This is a genomic window from Neisseriales bacterium (assembly GCA_016699915.1).
Classification (GTDB): Bacteria; Pseudomonadota; Gammaproteobacteria; order Burkholderiales; family Q3-R57-64; genus Q3-R57-64.
This window is the reverse complement of the sequence record CP064990.1, coordinates 853538-873300: the sequence shown is the minus strand read 5'-3', so window position 1 is coordinate 873300 and position 19763 is coordinate 853538. Positions and strand designations below refer to the sequence as shown.

Below are 19763 nucleotides of genomic sequence, written 5' to 3'. Positions count from 1 at the left end.
AGAATATCGTAACGGGTAGCATCGCTGCGATGAGCAATGCTACGGTTGAAACTCTAATCAGCGTGATTTTCATGATTGTCCTTTGGCTGAGCAAGTTTATCGAGTATATATTGGGCAATGAACACTACCAAGAGCACGAGTGCGGCTATTAAAATAACTCCACAGACTAAAAACATTGGGCTTTCTATTAATGAATAGGCGTGCTTCAAATAACCATCCAGAAGCAGATCTAGTTTTGATCCCATAAATGTATAAGTGTGATCTTCCAAATTATAATTCCATGTGTAAAGGTTACGATATAAGTTTTCTTCATATTCGCGCCACTCTACTCCGCTTGGTATTCTTCCTTTATATATAATATACATACCTAATGTTCCAGCAACTGCTATCACAGCAGACGTAGCGATTGCTATGACGTTAAGAGCCTTGTTCATCACCATCCCCCTTTAAAGTAGCTTAAACACATATTGGTTGAATTGACGATTGCTGGTCAAAGTTTTCAGATCGTAAGTAATGTAATCATCTAGGCTATAATCAACAGGCAAGTGTCGCAAAGCGTAGCAAATAATCTTACGCTTGATTAATTCCTCATTGTCTATTTCATCACCTCGTAAGATGACCTGTCGTCTCATCTTGATGCCACGTGGCAATCTAAAATGCACCGTCACCCATTTTTTATTGTAATCATCACATCACCTATCTATTTTTTACCTAGATGTGCTAGTTGAGCTATAAAGACTGCTTTTTTATTTTGTCGATCCACCCGCTGTGCTTGAGTTTGCTGAACGAGCGCTGAAAGTGGTGTTGGTGATTGCTGTAGCACCTTCAATTTAGCGGTTAGCAAGCCGATCTCTTTATCTAACTGACTGATAGCTTTTGTTAGTTTGATACTTTCCATAGCTTGATTAACCTGAACGTCTAACATCAAACGCATGCCGTTGGTCAATATATGGGGTGCATGATGTTGGGTAGGGATTTTGTCTACCACTGTTATCATAGATAGTCTAGCTAATGTTTGAAGAAAAGGTCGATATTCATCACAAGCGTGATTGCCCTCAATAAAGAGTGGTATTTTTTGAGCAGGATCTATTTGCATTTCGCCGCGCAAATGACGAACAGCTTCGGTCATCTCTTTTAGCAGCGTGACTTTGGATAAGGCGTCTTCGTTTATGAAGCTTTGTTCAGCGGTTGGCCAGGATGCGTTCATGATAAACGGCGTCAACTTGGCTTGAATACGCGGTGCAACATCCTGCCACAATGCCTCTGTAATAAATGGCATGATTGGATGCATGAGTCGCAATAGGGTCTCAAGCGTTAAGAGCATGGTGTAGCGGGTTGCTTGTTGCTCAGTTGCGTCAGCATGATTGAAAAGGATTTTGACAAATTCTAAATACCAACTGCAATATTCGTCCCATGTAAAAGCGTACAATGCCTTAGCAGCTAAATCAAAACGATAGTTATCCAATGCTTTTGTCACGTCCATGATGGTGGACTGTAAGCAACTGAGCATCCATTGGTTAATCCAATGTGTCCTATTTATGCATTGTGCAGACATGGTGATTGGTTGGTCTTTTGTGTGCATAAGCACAAAGCGGGTTGCTTGCCAGAGCTTATTGCAAAAGTTGCGGTAGCCCCTACAACGTTTAAAATCAAAATTAACTTGGCGACCTAGATTCGCGTAACTGGCCATGGTGAAGCGTAATGCATCAGCACCATAATCTGGAATCCCTTCTGGGAATAGTTTTGTTGTGGCTTGAACGATCTGCGAAGCTTTTTCGGGACGGCGAAGTCCAACTGTCCGTTTAGCCAGTAAATCTTCAAGTGTGATACCATCTAATAGATCTACAGGATCAATGACATTGCCTTCCGATTTGGACATTTTTTTGCCATCGTGATCCCGCACCATACCGTGAATATAGACTGTTCGAAAAGGTATTTTGCCCGTAAAATGGGTGGTTAGCATGATCATGCGTGCGACCCAAAAAAACAGAATTTCGTAGCCAGTAACCAGCACACTGGAAGGTAAGAATTGATCAATTTCCGGGGTTTTTTTTGGCCAGCCCAGTGTTGCGAAGGGCAAAATGCCACTACTGAACCAAGTATCTAAGACGTCTTCATCTTGCTTCAGCATCCATCCTTTCTGCTGCAGTTGCGCCATTGATAAAGGTTGAGCAGTTTGAGGGTCTGTTAAACCAAGCTGTGCAGCATATTGTGCGTAGGCATGCTGTTCATCACGCGCGACATAAACTTGGCCTTCCTTGTCATACCAAGCTGGGATACGGTGCCCCCACCATAGTTGTCGACTGATACACCAGTCCTGTATATTTTGCATCCACTGGCCATAAGTATTAGTCCAGTTTTTTGGCACGAAACGTACTTGCCCGCTTTCAACAGCTTGTATCGCTTTTTGAGCAAGTGTGCGTTTTTGGGGATCGCTATCAATAGCTTTATTAACTGCAACGAACCATTGATTAGTAAGCATCGGCTCAATCACAACGCCTGTTCGATCGCCTCTTGGCACCTTTATCTGATGGGGCTCAGTTTTGACCAAGCAACCTGCTTGCTGCAGATCAACAACAATTTTTTGACGCGCAACTTCACAGGATTGCCCTATGTAGGCTCTAGGTATCGGATAAACAGATTTTGTTTGATGATGACAATCAAAGACTTCTGCTTTGGCACGTATTTTACCATCAAGCGTTAAAATATTAATTAAATCAGTGTGATGGCGTTTGCCGATTTCATAGTCATTGAAATCATGTGCAGGCGTAACTTTGACACATCCTGTCCCAAAAGTGGTTTCCACATACATGTCAGCAATGACTGGAATGGCTCTATCGGTAAGCGGTAATAACAACTTTTTACCGATAAAAGACTGATAGCGCGGATCATCAGGATGTACCGCAACGGCTACATCACCAAGCATTGTTTCGGGACGTGTTGTGGCAACAACAATATACTGGTCAGGTTGTTCTAAAAGCGGGTAGCGAACATACCACATCTGGCCTGTTTCTTCGAGGTTTTCAACTTCAATATCTGAGATTGCTGTTCCTAGCACTGGATCCCAATTGACTAGCCTTTTAGCGCGATAAATCAACCCTTCTTGATATAACTGCATAAATACGGACAGTACATTGTCAACATAGGTAGGATCCATAGTGAAATAAGCTTTTGACCAATCCACTGAGCAGCCTATGCGTCGCATTTGGCTGGCGATGGTATTACCGGAGACTTTCTTCCATGCCCATAATTTTTGAATAAAGTTTTCCCTACCGAGCTCAGTTTTGGAGATACCTTGCTGAGATAATTGTCTCTCCACCACAATTTGTGTCGCAATACCTGCGTGATCTGTTCCTGGTATCCATAACGTATTACTACCCTTCATCCGTTGGTATCGGATTAAACCATCCATAATAGTCTGGCCAAAGGCATGCCCCATATGCAATGTACCTGTTATGTTAGGCGGTGGAAGCTGAATACAGAAGGAGTGTGCTTGAGGGTTAAGATTGGGGCAAAAATGACCTGAAACTTCCCATTGCCGATACCAATCCTGCTCAATCTTACCTGGTTGAAAGTTTTTATCAAGTTCCATAAAATACCCTGGTTTGCACAAGCCAACCACCAGCGTAGCCGAACATGCTAGGCAGATTCGGCCAACGAGACAGGGGCAAGCGCCAATCATAACATGATCTGTTAGGTTTTAGAATAATGCTGTTGTGCTATGATTGATAGATCATGCATTCCCTAAATTAATTTTTTTGAGGATAGATTTTTTTAAGATCAATCCATGACTACCGACAATCAGCAGGTTACCGCTAATTTTGATGCATTACTTATGGAGCTTGAGCAACTGGTCGAAAAGATGGAGCGCACCGATCTTACATTGGAAGAATCCCTTAAAACCTACCAGCGTGGGGTAGAGCTTGTGAAGTTGTGCCAAGATAAATTAGTTGCCGCAGAACAACAGCTTAAAATTTTCGATGAGGGTGTTTTAAAGCCCTTAAAGCTATCAGATGACTGAACATGCCTTCGAAGCATGGATGCGTCACCATCAAATGTGTGTCAATCGTGCTTTGACAAATTGTGTCTTGGTCAATAATCGTTCTGATCGAAAATTAACTGAGGCCATGGCTTATGTTGCGCTCGGAGAAGGCAAGCGGGTTCGAGCGCTTTTAGTTTTTGCGTCTGGCACCATCACGCACGCTGCAAGTAATGCATTAGCGCAAGTGGCTTGTGCGATTGAGCTGATCCACGCGTACTCGCTTGTTCATGATGATATGCCCTGTATGGATGATGATGTTTGGCGCCGTGATAAACCAGCTTGTCATATTGCTTTTGGTGAAGCGATTGCGCTTTTGACAGGAGATGCTCTGCAATCGCTTGCGTTTGAAGTACTCTCAAACCCTCTTGAGTCGGTAGCGCCCAATCAACAATTGACGATGATCCATCTATTGTCCCAGGCAATTGGTCAAGAGGGCATGGCACAAGGCCAAGCGATTGATCTAACCAGCACTAGTCAGTTCTTATCCATCCAACAACTTCAAGCGATGCATCAACTTAAAACTGGTCGACTGATTCAAGCTTCTATTTTGTTAGGAGCATTATGTGGACAGCGATTGACAGCTTCGCAACACGCTGCTTTGAATGAATTTGCTGAATCTGTCGGCTTATTATTCCAAGTGACGGATGATATATTGGATGACAACACCGAAACGTTTTCTGTGCCATCGAATGGTGCTCAATGTTATAGACCCACTTATGTGCGTGCACTAGGTCTGGCAGGTGCTAAAAAAATGGCACGCACACTTCATCATGACGCACTAGATTGTTTGCACTCCTTTGATGCAGCAGCTGATATGTTGCGATATTTGGCTGATTATATCGCGCATCGGACGTTTTAAATAACATGAAGACATTACTGGAAACGATTGACTATCCTACCTCTTTGCGTGCACTCGCTGTTTCGCAACTTCCACAACTTGCCGATGAGCTCCGCCAATTTTTGATCGAATCAGTTGGCCAAACGGGGGGTCATTTAGCATCTAATTTAGGCACAATTGAGCTTTCCATTGCCTTGCACTATGTTTTGAATACACCGCAAGATAAATTGGTATGGGATGTGGGACATCAAGCTTATGCTCATAAAATACTAACAGGTCGTCGTGCGGCCATGCATACATTACGTCAACAAGGTGGGCTATCTGGTTTTCCGAGGCGCGCAGAATCGCCCTACGATGCTTTTGGTGTGGGACATGCTTCTACTTCTATTGCATCAGCGCTGGGCATGGCTGTTGCTAATTACTTGCGTGATCCTAAGGATACCAAGCGCTATGTTGCCATTATTGGGGACGGTGCTTTAACTGCTGGACAAGCTTTTGAGGCGCTAAATAACGCAGGTACCATGCGGCATATCAATTTACTGGTGATTTTAAATGACAATGCCATGTCCATTTCGCATAACGTTGGTGCTTTAACCCATTATCTCTCACAATTGTTAGCCAGTCGCTTTTACAATGCTGTGCGACAGGGTTCTCGTAAGATATTAAGCGTTGTGCCAGCGGTGCAAACATTGGCTGGTAAAGTTGAAGAAAGCCTCAAAGGCATGCTTACTCCCGGTGTATTATTTGAGCAGTTTGGTTTTAACTATATTGGTCCTATTGATGGTCATGATGTCACAGGCTTGGTTGCAACACTGCGCAATGTTCGTCGACTAAATGGCCCGCAATTTTTGCATGTAGTCACCCAAAAAGGCTATGGTTATGCTTTAGCTGAAAAGGATCCGATTGCTTACCATGGTGTTGTGCGTTTTGATCCCAAGTATGGCTTAGGGAAGCAAGATACTGCTAAAGCATTGACTTATACGCAAGTATTTAGTCGCTGGTTATGTGATATGGCTACAACCGATGATCGGTTGGTTGCCATTACGCCTGCTATGAAAGAGGGATCGGGGTTGGTTGCGTTTGCAGAACAGTTTCCTAAACGTTACTTTGATGTTGGTATTGCCGAGCAGCATGCGATTACTTTTGCAGCTGGTTTGGCTTGTGAAGGACTCAAGCCTGTTGTGGCCATTTATTCTACTTTTTTACAGCGTGGTTACGACCAATTGATTCATGATGTTGCTTTACAAAATTTACCCGTATTATTTGCGGTGGATCGGTCAGGATTAGTCGGAGCCGATGGCCCAACACATGCGGGTGCATTTGATTTGAGTTTTTTACGTTGTATACCCAATATAGCGATTATGACACCCTCTAACGAAAATGAATGCCGTCAATTGCTTTACACTGGTTTTTTGCATGATGGTCCTTGTGTGGTACGTTATCCTCGAGGGAGCGGATCTAGTGTGACAGTAGAAACGACGATGCAAATTTTGCCTTGGGGTCGTGGTGTAGTTAGACGAAAGGGTAAAGGAAAAGTTGGGATTTTAGTTTTTGGAAGCTTGTTGGCATCCGCTATGCAGGCAGCCGAAGCTTTCGATGCAAGTGTTGCTGATATGCGTTTTGTTAAGCCACTGGATACTAGGCTGATTCGAACTTTTGCAAAGCAGCATGAATTACTGGTTTGTGTTGAGGAAAATACAATCAAAGGCGGAGCTGGGTCAGGTGTCGCAGAATGGTTACAGCAAGAACAGATCATCCAACCCATTTTATTAATGGGATTACCAGATAGTTATATTGAGCAAGGCGAAGCTTGCCAGCAGTTAGCAAGTATTGGATTAGATGCGACGGGTATTGAAAAGACTATCCGCCATTATATTTCCCATCAATAAACTCTTAAAAATGTTGACTACATGATCGGATTAATTATATTTGAGCCAATTTCCAATCAATGCTATCATCAAACACTGTGTATAAGTTAAGGGTGAGCGCTAATGCTGGCTTACTCGAAGATACCCGCCGCTTCAGGGGTGCCTAAATAGGGTTCTTGCGGGTACTGATTTAACCCTTTGAAAAAGGAATGACTTATTTTATGAGTACTCTTATCTCTATGCGCCAGCTTCTAGAAGCTGGTGTGCATTTTGGGCATCAAACGCGTTTTTGGTGTCCAAAGATGGCGCCTTATATCTTCGGTAGTCGCAATAAGATTCATATTATCAATCTTGAGCATACCTTGCCTATGTTTGTGCAAGCGCGCGATTATGTTAGGCGCTTGGCAAGCAATAAGGGGACGATTTTATTTGTGGGAACTAAGCGTCAAGCTAGATCTATTATTCGGGAAGAGGCGATACGAGCCAATATGCCGTTTGTCGACCAACGTTGGTTAGGTGGCACACTCACTAATTTTAAAACGATACGACAGTCCGTTAAACGCTTGGAAGAGAAGACCTTATTGCTTAATTCAGTTCAAGGAACAGGGTACAGCAAAAAAGAGCAACTGATGCTGCAAAGAGCAGTTCAGAAGCTCGAGCGATCGCTCGGTGGTATCCGGCAGATGAAAGGGTTACCCGATGCCATTTTTGTGATTGATGTGGGCTATCAACGCGGCGCTATCATTGAAGCGAATAAATTGGGGATTCCTGTCATCGGTGTGGTGGATACGAATTTTTCTCCTGACGGAATTACTTATGTGATTCCTGGTAATGATGACTCTAGTCGAGCTATTAATTTGTACGCTAGAGGTATTGCAGATGCTGTGCTAGAGGGGCGCGCCCAATCCTTGCAGGAAACATTGGATGCGGTTACTGAAACGGTTACTGAAAATATGGATAATCCCATCAGTGCAACAATGACCTAATTTTATTGAGAAAGAAGAAGATGGTTGTAATCACAGCAAGTATGGTTGCTAGCCTTCGTGCAACAACGGGCTTGGGTATGATGGAATGCAAAAAAGCACTGGTCGAGTCAAACGGGGATATGCGACAGGCTGAAGATATTTTGCGTATTAGATCAGGACATAAAGCATCAAAATTGGCTCATCGTAGTGCAAAAGAGGGTTTAGTGGCTGCATCTATTGATCAGACTATTGGTGTTTTGGTGGAGATTAACTGTGAGACGGACTTTGTTGCCAAAGACGCCAATTTTGTTGCTTTTGCGCAGCAAATTATCAAGACAATACAGCAAGCCAATCCTGTTGATATTGCTGCACTCCATACTATCCTGACTGATCAAGGTGTGACAGTTGAGGCATTACGCCAAGAAGCTATTGCGAAGATGGGTGAAAATATTTCTATTCGTCGCTTTGTGCGCTATAAGACAGACCATCAATTAGCCAGTTATTTACATGGCAATAAAATTGGCGTACTGGTTGATTACCGAGGTGGTGATGCGCCACTAGGTCATGATATTGCTATGCATATTGCGGCTTGTAAACCGCTTTGTGTGGACAAAAGTGATGTACCTGCTGCGGTACTGGCTAGAGAAAAACATATTTATCAAGAACAAGCCGCGCAATCTGGTAAACCCATGGACATTATTGATAAGATGGTATCAGGAAGAATTACTAAATTTTTAGCTGAAGTTACTTTGCTTGGGCAGACTTTTGTGAAAGAACAAGAAATGACTGTCGGTGATTTGTTGCGTAAAAAGCAAGCTACTGTAAATCGCTTTGCGTTTTTTGCTGTGGGTGAGGGTCTTGAAAGCCAATTTGAGTGATCTGCCATGAATAAGATACCTGCTTATCAGCGTATTTTATTAAAGTTGTCAGGGGAAGCGCTGATGGGGGAGGATAGTTATGGCATTAATCGTGTCATGATTGAGCGGATTGCTTCCCAAATCAAAGCCGTATCTAAACTAGGTGTGCAAATTGCTATTGTTGTAGGGGGAGGGAATATTTTTAGAGGTTTTTCTCCTGCTGCGACATGGATGGATCGTGCAACGGCAGATTATATGGGCATGATGGCAACAGTGATTAATGCTTTAGCCTTAAATGATACTTTGCTTCGTTTTGATGTGGTGTCGCGCGTTCAGTCTGCATTAGCCATGCAACAAATTACCGAGCCTTATTCACGTGATAAGGCTATCAAGCATCTTGAAAGTGGTCGTGTAGTTATTTTTGCGGCAGGCACGGGTAATCCATTTTTTACAACTGATACAGCCGCTGCGCTGCGAGGTGTTGAGATGAAGGTTGATATCATGCTCAAAGCCACTAAAGTTGATGGTGTATATTCCCATGACCCTAAAACACATCCCGATGCAATATGTTACAAAACACTTACTTTTGACGAAGTCATTGCGCATGATTTAAAGGTAATGGATGCGACGGCTTTTGCGTTGTGTCGCGACCAAAAGTTGAATATGAAGGTGTTTAACATTTTTAGTGTTGGTGCATTAGAACGCGTTGTCATGGGAGATGAAGAAGGAACATTGGTTCACTATTGAAGTATTTTTTTAAATTAAGTTTGGATTGAGGGCATGTACCATACCCATGCAGTATATGAAACGAAGATGCAAAAATCGCTTTGTGCCTTCCAAGCGGAGCTAGCGAAGGTACATACTGGCCGTGCTTATACAGGATTTCTTGATCATATTCAGGTCAACTGCCATGGCGGCATCATGAAAATGAATCAGGTGGCCAATGTCACGGTCCTAGACCCGCGTACTATTGGTGTACGGGTATGGGAAAAGGATATGATGCCTGTTGTTGAAAAGGCTATCCGTGAATCAGAATTAGGGCTTAATCCTGTTGTAGCAGGCGATATGATTCGCGTACAAATGCCAGTACTGACTGAAGAAAAAAGACGGAGCTTCATCAAAATCGTTAAGATGGAAGCCGAGAACGCAAGGATTGCGATACGCAATATTCGCCGAGATGGTAATCATGAGTTGAAGGCTTTATTGAAAGATAAGCTGGTTACGGAAGATGAAGAGCATCTTGCCCAAGAAGCCATTCAAAAACACACCGATAAATATATTGCAGAAATTGATAAGTTATTGGCTATCAAAGAAGCCGACTTGTTAGCAATATAGTTCACAAATTTACCGGGCGACACCCCATTTTGTTCATGCCAGATCACCACGTCCATTTGCCCGAACATATTGCCATCATTATGGATGGCAACGGTCGTTGGGCAAAGCAGCACCATCTACCTCGTATTGCAGGCTACAAAAAAGGGTTAGATGCTGTGCGCCAAATTATTGTGGCTTCCGTTGAATTAGGTATTTCCTGTTTGACGCTTTTTGCTTTTTCAACAGAAAACTGGCGTCGCCCACCCGAGGAAGTTTCCTGGCTCATGGACGTTTTTTTGCAATCACTTGAGCAAGAAGCCGCCAAGCTGTCCCAACATAACATTCGTTTACGTATTATTGGTCGTCGCGACCATTTTTCTGCCGAAACGATTAGGACAGCAAGCAAGGCAGAAGCGATGACTTGCGCCAATACAGGACTCCAATTAACGATTGCTGTTGATTATGGCGGGCGTTGGGATATTTTGCAGGCGGTTAATCAATTACTGAACCAAGGGTTACGACAAGTTGATGAAGCGATGCTGTCCCATCGATTGTCGCTTGCTGATTTACCGGAACCGGATTTATTTATTCGAACGGGCGGTGAGCAACGTATCAGTAATTTTTTGTTATGGCACTTGACCTATTCGGAATTGTATTTTACGCCCTTACTTTGGCCAGATTTTGATCGCAAAGCATTAGAAGCGGCAATCACTTCTTATACACAGCGCGAACGAAGATTTGGCTGTACGAGCGAGCAGTTATTATCCAGATAGATTGGAGATTGGGTGTTCAAAAAACGTGTAGTGACAGCTTGTTTCCTCTTGCTCATTACGGTCAACGCCGTTTTTTATTGTCCTCCTTTTTTATGGATGATCATAACAGGTATGGTGGTGCAGGGATTGCTATGGGAATTTGCCAAAATGACTCGTATGACTGCTGCTCAAGTGCCCTACTATCTTTTGACCAGCGCCTTATTGCAAGGGCTATTATGGCTAGTCAAAGACCAGCTCGGTTGGATTGCGTCAGCTGTCATATTAGTATTTTGGCTCGGTATAGCACCACTGTGGTTAGTAAAGCGTTGGCCGCTTTTACCGAATTGGACAGGATGGGTGACTGGTTGGTTAATTTTTTTACCAGCTTGGATGGCTTTTCAGGTGCTGCGTCCCTTGCCAGCAATGGGTAGACAGTTATTGGTCTTGATGGGTATTGTCTGGGTAGCAGATACCGTAGCGTACATCACAGGAAAATTATATGGTAAACATAAATTAGCCGATCATATTAGTCCAGGCAAGAGCTGGGAGGGATTTATTGGAGGGTTGATTGGAACACTATTGTATAGTGTGCTACTTGATCAATTGGGTTATTTGCCGATTAGTTTGTCTAGATGGGCTGTGCCAGCCTTGGCCATATTATTATGTATAACCAGCGTGATAGGCGATTTACTTGAATCTTGGTTTAAGCGCGAAGCGGCTATAAAAGACAGTAGTTATTTATTGCCAGGGCATGGTGGGTTGTATGATCGCATGGATGGTTTAGTTGCAGTTTTAGCGGTGAGCATGGCTTGTTTAGTAATAACGCAATAAATTAATGGAGCATATTTAAAAAACGATGAAGTGCCATCCAGTTGTTTTGCTAGGTTCAACGGGCACAGTTGGAATCAGTGCACTGGATGTCTTATCACGCCACAAAGAAGCTTATCCTATCCTTGCTTTAAGTGGTTGGCGACAACTTGATGTATTGCTTAAACAATGCTTGGTTCATCACCCAACCTATGCAGTGGTTGAATCAGCGGATTCTGCGCGGTATCTTACTGATGCCTTATCACATGCATGTTGCAAGACGGTTGTTTTACATGGTACCCAAGCGCTACTTGATATGGCAAGGTTATCGGAGGCAGATTATGTCATTGCGGCTATTGTTGGTGCAGCGGGACTGCCTACTGTATTAGCGGCAGCTTGTGCGGGCAAAAAAATATTGCTTGCCAATAAGGAGTCATTAGTTATCTCGGGGCACCTGGTTAAGGCAGCGCTTGATCAACATCATGGCCAATTACTGCCGATTGATAGCGAACACAGTGCTATTTTACAAGCTTTGCCACCTGATTTTGATGGTGATTTAAAAGCATCAGGTGTAGAAAAATTAGTGCTTACCGCATCAGGTGGTCCTTTTCGTTTATTTTCTAAGCAAGCTATGCGCAATGTGACCCCAAAAGAGGCTTGCGCACACCCGATTTGGTCAATGGGTAAAAAAATATCGGTTGACTCGGCAACGCTAATGAATAAAGGGCTAGAAATTATTGAAGCTTGTTGGCTATTTCATGCTACAGCCGATCAAATTGAGGTGGTCATTCATCCGGAAAGTGTTTTGCATGCGATGGTACAATACCAAGATGGCTCTGCTTTAGCACAGATGAGTGTGCCGGATATGCGTACGGCTATTGCTTGTGCTTTAAGTTGGCCACGTCGCATCGCATCCGGTGTTGCTCGGCTTTCGCTAACGCAGCTATCTGTATTGCATTTTGAAATACCTGATTTTAAGCGTTTTCCTTGTTTACAATTGGCGCTTGATGCCTTAAGGATGGCAGGCGATGCTCCGGCGATACTTAATGCTGCCAACGAAGTCGCCGTTGCAGCATTTTTAGATACGCATATTTCATTTGGAGACATTCCCATTATTATTGATCATACCTTAACACGACTAGCTCATCGACCAGTCAGTCAAGATTTAGCAGCACTTTTATCCTGCGATCACGAAGCAAGAAGCGTAGCACAACAAGAGGTAGCTAAACGATGACCTTATTTGCTTTTATTCTAGCCATCAGTTTACTCGTGACCATTCATGAGCTTGGGCATTATTGTGTTGCTAAATTATGTCATGTTCGCGTGTTACGCTTTGCTGTTGGTTTTGGTCGCCCACTTTGGATGATCAAGCGCGGTGGTACCGAGTGGGCGCTTTGCTCAATACCGCTTGGTGGGTATGTCAAGTTATTGGATGAACGCAGTGGACTTGTTCATGCCAAAGACAAACCATTCTCGTTTAATACCAAACCTGTTGGATGGCGTGTTGCGATTACTCTAGCGGGGCCTTTAGCGAATTTATTGGTGGCAATGCTATTGAGTTTTTTTGCACTACTGCCAGGCGAAGAGCAAGTCAAGCCGGTCATTGGTACGGTTATACCGCAAACTCCAGCTGCCTTAGCGGGCTTTTTACCTGGTGAACGGATCGTATCGATTAATACCCAGCCCATTTTACATTGGCAAGATGTACAGCAAGCAATATTACAGGGTAGTTCGCAGTCCACTTTATTGATTACTGTGACTAATCCACTCGGGGTGACGCTGACACGCAAAATTGTCTTAGAACGCTTTATGCACGAGCCAAATATATTGACTGATTTGCGCAAAATAGGTTTGTCTGCTGAGCGGATACTTCCTGTTATCGGTTATATTGATCCGAATGGTTCTGCTGCACATGCTGGATTGAAAGTGGGTGATGTATTGCGTTTTATTGACCATCAACCCATTGAAAATTGGCAGCAATTTGCGACGCAGGTGCGTAATCATCCGGGTCAATTATTGCCAGTTGTAGTGGAACGTCACCATCGTATGTTGCCGATTGCTTTGCGTATTGAAACTGTTGATGAGAATGGTTTTGCTATGGGGAAAGTTGGTTTAGCAGGGTCACCGGATATGGCTTGGCACCGTCAACTGAGGCAATTCTATCAGCCCGCTATATGGGAAGCTTTCCGAGAGGGTATCTGGCGAACTTTAGACGGTAGTTGGGTGACTTTATTGACGATAGGTCACATGATATTGGGCGATAAAGCATTTTCAGACCAGGTTGTCGCCGGACCCGTGACGATGGCACGCTTGGCTGGTGCAGCAGCACATTTGGGCTGGTTAACCTACTTGAAATTTTTAGCATTTATCAGCATGGTCTTAGGTGTGCTGAATTTATTACCTATTCCTATGCTAGATGGCGGACGCTTGGTATACTACGCAATTGAATTCTTCAGTGGGCGACCAGTGAGCCACAAAGTACAAGAAAAATGTGACATGTTGGGCATGTTGTTGTTATATGCCATGATGTGCGTTGCTCTATTTAACGATTTTAATTATCTTTTTGCGGGCTGATATTGAAAGCTTTCCAATATTGTGTTGCTGTACTTTCTTTTTGTTTGATTGCCTCTAGCGTGCAAGCTGATGAGTCCTTTGTCATACGCGGTATTGCAGTAGAAGGTTTGCAACATACGGAAATGAGTACAGTGCTTGATTATCTACCTGTGAAATCAGGCGATCACTTTGATGAAACTGCGTCCCAAGATATTGTAAAGCATCTGTTTGATACGGGTTTTTTTGATGATGTACGCATTACACCTGCCAATCCGGATATTACCATTCATGTTGTTGAGCGCCCTATTATTGCTGAAATTACGATTAATGGTGCTGTTGTCATCAATGATAGTCTGATTAAGAAAGTATTGAAGGATCGAGGTATCGCTGAATCACTGATTTTTAACCCTGCTTCGTTTGATAATCTAGTTAAATCAGTCAAAAGTGCTTACCTTGACATTGGTAAGTATGATGTGGACATTACCACAGTACTCAAAAAATTAGACCAAAATCGTTTGGCCATCACTGTCAATATTTCGGAGGGCAAAACGACCACCATCAAAGCCATTCATATTGTCGGCACCAAAGCTATCAGCGAAAAAACGTTGCGCCAAGAGATGTTTTTAACGACAGGTAAGCTGATGTCCTGGCAGACAAAAGATAATCAATATGCTCAAGACAAACTAAAACAAGATCTCGAGCGGATTAAGCGATTTTACCAAGATCATGGTTTTTTCAAGATGAGTGTTGAGTCAACACAAGTATTGTTAAGCTCTGACAAAAAATCCATTGAGCTATTGATTAACATCAAAGAAGGTAAAGCCTATCAGGTTGGCGACATTACGTTATTGGGCGAAACGATCTTACCCAAAAAATTGCTTTATGCATTGCTCCGGCTCAAAAAAGGCGAATTGTTCCGCTATACTCCTTTTCAGGCATCAATCAGCGCCATAACATCACGCTTAGGGGAAGAAGGCTATGCATTTGCAGAAGCTCAGCTCAAAGAGCGTATTGATGAAGAGCGAGCCCTTATCCACTTTGATGTTGAGATTAATCCTGGGCGCAGGGTTTATGTGCGCCATATTGATATTACGGGCAACCTTAATACACGTGATGAAGTAATACGACGTGAAATGCGTCTTGCTGAATACAGCCTTTTTAATCAGAAAAAAATTGATCGCTCAAAAGAGCGCATCATCATGCTGAACTATTTTAATGCGGTGAACATTCGCATTAAGCCAGTTGAAAACGTTGTTGATCAAGTTGATTTAGAAGTTATTGTGCAAGAAAAACAGCAAATGGGCGAAGTGCATTTGATGTTTAGCTATTCGAAAGCTGAGGGGTTTGCTCCGGTTATCAATGTGAGAAATCCTAATATATTTGGCTCGGGTAAGTTACTGGAGTTGGGCTTATCAATAAATACGTTAGAGCAATTGGGTGTGTTGTCTTACGGGGATCCGTATTTTACCAATGACGGTATCTACTTGGGTGGCAAATTAAGTTTTAAGCGTTCGCTTTCAGGCGAGGGCGAAGGTAAAAGAGACCAGCGCGTGTTGACCGCTGACATCTTATCTAAGGTGCCAGTAACTGAAAACGATAATGTGACTTTTGGTTTCGGGGCTGAGCGTAATACTTGCACGGGTGATGTGGAATATTGCAAGCAGTATAAGGATCAAGGAAGTGCGTTGACGGGTCAGATTGGTTTTGTGAAGGATACACGGGATTTGGCCAGCTTTCCAACGAGGGGATTACTCACTTCAATACAGCTTAAAGCTGGGTTACCTACTGGTCAATTGCAGTACTATTTAATACAGTCCGATCAGGCTGTGTATTTTCCTCTACATGACTATGTTACCTTAGCACTCAAGGGCAGTTTATATCTTGGTGGAGGATATGGTAAAACTACGACGCTTCCCTTTTTTAAAAATCAGCAAGCAGGTGGAATTGGTACTATTCGCGGTTTTCGTGAGAATAGTTTGGGTGAATATAACTGGTTGAAAGATGATTCAGGAAAATACGTGCAAGGACAAGATTGTGTAGGGGGTAGTAATCGGCTTTTAGCGAGTGCCGAATTGCGCTTTCCTATTTTTGGTTTAGCTAAGAAAAATGAAGTACAGATGAGTGTGTTTTTTGATTTAGCGAGCGTTTGGGGACCAACAACGCAGAAACAAGGAGAAAATAAAGCGCCGGAGTCGGAAATCACATTTCATAAAGGTCGGCGTCGATCCACAGGCTTAGGGTTGATTTGGGTTTCACCTGTCGGACCGATTGAATTTAGTTACACGTTATGGCGAGACAAAAAAGAAAATGATCATATTGAAAACTTCCAGTTTAGCTTGGGCACGACATTCTAAGTCCTAGGAGGAGGGTTTTATTGTGTCCGATCAAGATATGGTGATGGATATTCGGCGCATTATGCGCTATTTACCTCACCGGTTCCCTTTTTTATTGATTGATCGTGTTATAGCCTTGCAACGTGGCAAAATGATTCAAGCGATAAAAAACGTAACTTATAACGAACCTTTTTTTGCGGGGCATTTTCCAGATTTTCCAGTAATGCCTGGTGTGTTGATTATTGAAGCGATGGCACAAACTGCGGGGTTACTTGAGCTAGAAAGCCTTGGTGGTCGGCCTGAAAATGAATTGTATTTTTTTGCTGGGATTGATAAAGCACGCTTTAGGCGTCAAGTGGTGCCAGGTGATCAGCTGGTTATTGTAGCGCAAGTCATTCAAGTTAAGCGCATGCTTGGACGCTATGCTGCACAAGCTTTGGTTGGTGGACAATTAGTCTGTGAAGCTGAAATCCTGTGTGCAAGACATTCGGTCAACTCTGTGGAGCCGTAAAAAGGTAACGGTGGTGATAGGTTATGACAGGGATCGCGGGCGTTGATGAAGCAGGTCGAGGACCCCTGGCTGGTGCGGTATATGCAGCAGCAGTTATGCTTGACCCAACACAACCAATAGCAGGATTAAAGGATTCTAAACAGCTTAGCGCAATGAAGCGCCTATTTTTAGCAAACCAGATCAAACAGCAAGCCTTGACATGGTGCGTTGCAAAGGCATCAGTAGAAGAAATTGATGCGCTAAATATTCTGCAAGCCACTTTGTTAGCTATGCGACGTGCTATTCTAGGTTTGACGATACTGCCTGATGTAGTGTGGATAGATGGTTGTTGTGTGCCAAATGGGTTATCCATGCCAGTGCAGTCAATGGTTAGGGGTGATCAGTTGGTACCCGCTATTTCAGCTGCTTCTATCCTTGCTAAAACAGAACGGGATGCGGCTTTATTCAGTTTAGATGCGCAATATCCGCAATATGGTTTTGCACGACATAAGGGCTATCCTACTTCACAACATTTGGCTGCTATTGCCCAGTATGGCATAACTCCAGTACATCGTAAAAGTTTTGCGCCGATCAAACAGTTACTGGCTCAATCTTAATGTTGTTGCTATGATCGGTTATTTGAATGACTAAGTGGTGTATTGTTGATGACTTTTAATTTTCAGCCAGCCAGTGTCAAGGCAGTTTGTGGGGCGCTAACGAATAAAGTGCGTCTAATGACCAAGAACCAAATGCTACCCTTATTAGACGCAGAGGGATATGTTTTATCACACGCATTGACTGCGCCCATGCATATTCCACCCCATGATAATAGCGCAATGGATGGCTATGCATTGCGTTGTGTTGATGCACATTTAACCTTACCGATTAGCCAAGTCATTACAGCAGGCAGTATGCCCGCACCGCTTCAAATAGGTACCGCTGCACGTATTTTTACGGGTGCTCCAATCCCAACTGGCGCTGATGCTATCATTGCCCAAGAGCAAGTTACTATGCTTGCTAATCAACATATTCAATGTATGCAGCGTCCGGTTACTGGGCAATATATCCGACGGATAGGAGAAGATATTGCTGCCAATAGCTTACTATTGGATGCAGGTCTTGTTTTAACGCCCAGCGCTATTGGTCTTGCTGCTTCAGTTGGGGTTGCACAATTATCTGTTGTCAAGCCTTTGCGATGCGCTTTATTTTTTACGGGAGATGAATTACTTGAGCCGGGTGATCAAGGATGCTTGAACAAAATTTACAATACGAGCCGTTATTGGTTACATACTCGCCTTAAACAATTGCGCTGTGAAGTGATTGATCTTGGCATTATTAAAGATGACCCTATTGCTATAATGGATGCTATAAGTCAAGTGGCCGGACAAGTTGATGTGATCTTAACTTGTGGCGGTGTTTCAGTTGGGGATAAGGATTTTGTTAAAGCAGCGGTTAGCGAATTGGGTGAGTTATACTTGTGGAAGGTTGCGATGAAACCGGGCAAACCTTTTGCGTTTGGACGGATTCAAGATGCTGATTTTATGGGGCTACCTGGCAATCCTGTTTCTGGTTTTATTGCCTTTGAAATATTTGTAAAACCCTTTTTATTAGCACGTTTGGGGGTTGTTCCCACATTAACGCTACGAGCGATACCGACATGTGCTGCGTTTACAGTAGCAAAGCCAGATCCTGATCGCGAAACATTTTTACGTGTACAACGTAAACAAGATGATTCAGGTTGGTATCTTGAGCCATATCCCAACCAAAGTTCAGGCGTTTTTTCTTCTTGTTTTTGGGCCAATGGTTTGGCGCATATTTTCGCTGGACAAACAGTTAAAGCAGGAGACCAAGTTGATTTTTTACCTTGGTAGCAGTTTTTTTAGGCGCGATGATAATCAACAAGTTGCTCAATTTCTTCTTTGGCTCCCAAAAATACAGCAACACGTTGATGTAGGGTAGTTGGTAGAATCGCCATGATCCGATTTTTGCCATCATATGCTAGCCCCCCTGCTTGCTCAACTAAAAAAGCCATCGGATTGGCTTCGTATAAAAGTCGTAGTTTACCTGACCTGTTGGTAGGTCGTTGATCACACGGATAAGCAAATACACCGCCCCGCATCAAAATGCGGTGGACATCAGCGACCATTGCAGCCACCCAGCGCATATTAAAATTTTTACTTCGAGAACCTATTTGCCCGCTTAATAGCTCATGAATGTAGCGTTGTACCGGTGCTTCCCAGTATCGTTGATTGGACATATTAATTGCAAATTCGGTGGTATTGTCTGGAATATTGAATGCAGGATGGGTCAAGATAAATTGATTGGTTTTATGATCCAGCGTGAATCCTGCGGTGCCATAGCCGATTGTTAATACAAAAAAAGTTTGCGGACCATACAGAGCGTAACACGCAGCGATTTGTTGATGACCAGGCTGTAAAAAATCTTCTGCTGTGGTAGGTAGATTGGATGATGGTTTGACCAATATCGAAAAAATGGATCCAATCGGCGCATTAATTGCAATATTGGATGAACCATCCAACGGATCAAAGAGCAGCAAATAACGTTTTTTTGGCAAAACACTTGGCGCAATGTAAGGTGTTTCCATCTCTTCTGAGGCCATTCCGGATAAGATGCCAAGTGCTTCACAGTTTGATAAAATGACCTGGTTAGCATAGATATCTAATGTTTGTTGGGTTTCGCCCTGGCTGTTTTGTTGCTCTGCCGAACCTAATAGATCAATGATGCCACCTTGTCGCACCGCTTCGCTGATTTGAATCGTGGCATTGGCTATCGTTGTGAGTAGATTGATGAGATCCGCATCTCGTATTTTTTTTGTTTGGTAGGCAAGCTGAAGATACTCGGACAAGGTAGGCAACATCATATTTTTTTATCCAATCATACAATTACGGTTATTATAAGCGCCTACTAGTTAGCGCACAGCATT

The 19763-nt window shown here is 43.3% G+C and carries 19 protein-coding genes; 15 read left to right on the top strand and 4 right to left on the bottom strand.

Features of this window, described 5'->3' with window-relative positions; genetic code table 11:
* Positions 1-53: 53 nt before the first annotated feature.
* The 3 genes from IPK86_04235 to IPK86_04225 all read right to left on the bottom strand — a co-directional run bounded on the left by IPK86_04235 (position 54) and on the right by IPK86_04225 (position 3592).
* Positions 54-434 (bottom strand): hypothetical protein, encoded by a 381-nt coding sequence (locus IPK86_04235; GenBank protein QQS16622.1) that lies wholly within the window; start codon positions 432-434, stop codon positions 54-56.
* Positions 435-446: 12 nt separating this feature from the next.
* Entirely contained in the window at positions 447-632 is a 186-nt protein-coding gene (locus IPK86_04230; protein ID QQS16621.1) for a hypothetical protein, read from the bottom strand.
* Between the two features lie 68 nt (positions 633-700).
* A complete protein-coding gene (locus IPK86_04225; GenBank protein ID QQS16620.1) occupies positions 701-3592 on the bottom strand; it encodes a valine--tRNA ligase in 2892 nt (963 codons plus the stop codon).
* 195 nt (positions 3593-3787) lie between these two features.
* On the opposite strand from IPK86_04225, the gene xseB reads away from it, so the two are divergent.
* The 15 genes from xseB to IPK86_04150 all read left to right on the top strand — a co-directional run bounded on the left by xseB (position 3788) and on the right by IPK86_04150 (position 18690).
* On the top strand, positions 3788-4021 hold the full coding sequence (gene xseB / locus IPK86_04220) for an exodeoxyribonuclease VII small subunit (GenBank protein ID QQS16619.1): 234 nt from the start codon (positions 3788-3790) through the stop codon (positions 4019-4021).
* Positions 4014-4901, top strand: a complete 888-nt coding sequence (locus tag IPK86_04215; protein ID QQS16618.1) for a polyprenyl synthetase family protein — start codon at positions 4014-4016, stop codon at positions 4899-4901. The genes xseB and IPK86_04215 overlap by 8 nt, the downstream gene beginning before the upstream one ends.
* 5 nt (positions 4902-4906) lie before the next feature.
* Complete coding sequence (gene dxs / locus IPK86_04210) at positions 4907-6769, top strand: 1-deoxy-D-xylulose-5-phosphate synthase (protein QQS16617.1); 1863 nt, start codon at positions 4907-4909, stop codon at positions 6767-6769.
* Between the two features lie 200 nt (positions 6770-6969).
* Positions 6970-7734: a 30S ribosomal protein S2 gene (gene rpsB / locus IPK86_04205; GenBank protein QQS16616.1), complete on the top strand. Its 765-nt coding sequence runs from the start codon at positions 6970-6972 to the stop codon at positions 7732-7734.
* A gap of 20 nt (positions 7735-7754) precedes the next feature.
* Positions 7755-8591, top strand: a complete 837-nt coding sequence (locus IPK86_04200; protein QQS16615.1) for an elongation factor Ts — start codon at positions 7755-7757, stop codon at positions 8589-8591.
* A 6-nt stretch (positions 8592-8597) separates the two neighbouring features.
* On the top strand, positions 8598-9317 hold the full coding sequence (locus IPK86_04195) for a UMP kinase (protein ID QQS16614.1): 720 nt from the start codon (positions 8598-8600) through the stop codon (positions 9315-9317).
* A gap of 33 nt (positions 9318-9350) precedes the next feature.
* On the top strand, positions 9351-9905 hold the full coding sequence (frr, locus tag IPK86_04190; GenBank protein ID QQS16613.1) for a ribosome recycling factor: 555 nt from the start codon (positions 9351-9353) through the stop codon (positions 9903-9905).
* Positions 9906-9940: 35 nt separating this feature from the next.
* Positions 9941-10657: a di-trans,poly-cis-decaprenylcistransferase gene (gene uppS, locus IPK86_04185; protein ID QQS16612.1), complete on the top strand. Its 717-nt coding sequence runs from the start codon at positions 9941-9943 to the stop codon at positions 10655-10657.
* 12 nt (positions 10658-10669) lie between these two features.
* Positions 10670-11467, top strand: a complete 798-nt coding sequence (locus IPK86_04180; GenBank protein QQS16611.1) for a phosphatidate cytidylyltransferase — start codon at positions 10670-10672, stop codon at positions 11465-11467.
* Between the two features lie 25 nt (positions 11468-11492).
* Positions 11493-12677, top strand: a complete 1185-nt coding sequence (locus IPK86_04175; protein ID QQS16610.1) for a 1-deoxy-D-xylulose-5-phosphate reductoisomerase — start codon at positions 11493-11495, stop codon at positions 12675-12677.
* Positions 12674-14017, top strand: coding sequence for an RIP metalloprotease RseP (gene rseP / locus IPK86_04170; protein QQS16609.1), 1344 nt, complete (start codon positions 12674-12676; stop codon positions 14015-14017). Before IPK86_04175 ends, rseP begins: the two co-directional genes overlap by 4 nt.
* A 2-nt stretch (positions 14018-14019) precedes the next feature.
* Entirely contained in the window at positions 14020-16350 is a 2331-nt protein-coding gene (gene bamA, locus IPK86_04165; protein QQS16608.1) for an outer membrane protein assembly factor BamA, read from the top strand.
* A 22-nt stretch (positions 16351-16372) separates the two neighbouring features.
* On the top strand, positions 16373-16840 hold the full coding sequence (fabZ, locus tag IPK86_04160; protein QQS16607.1) for a 3-hydroxyacyl-ACP dehydratase FabZ: 468 nt from the start codon (positions 16373-16375) through the stop codon (positions 16838-16840).
* Positions 16841-16863: 23 nt separating this feature from the next.
* Positions 16864-17436, top strand: coding sequence for a ribonuclease HII (gene rnhB, locus IPK86_04155; GenBank protein ID QQS16606.1), 573 nt, complete (start codon positions 16864-16866; stop codon positions 17434-17436).
* Positions 17437-17484: 48 nt separating this feature from the next.
* Positions 17485-18690 (top strand): molybdopterin molybdotransferase MoeA, encoded by a 1206-nt coding sequence (locus tag IPK86_04150; GenBank protein QQS16605.1) that lies wholly within the window; start codon positions 17485-17487, stop codon positions 18688-18690.
* Positions 18691-18698: 8 nt separating this feature from the next.
* Here IPK86_04150 and IPK86_04145 read toward each other — a convergent pair whose 3' ends face one another.
* Positions 18699-19700, bottom strand: a complete 1002-nt coding sequence (locus IPK86_04145; protein QQS16604.1) for a class 1 fructose-bisphosphatase — start codon at positions 19698-19700, stop codon at positions 18699-18701.
* Between the last annotated feature and the right edge of the window lie 63 nt (positions 19701-19763).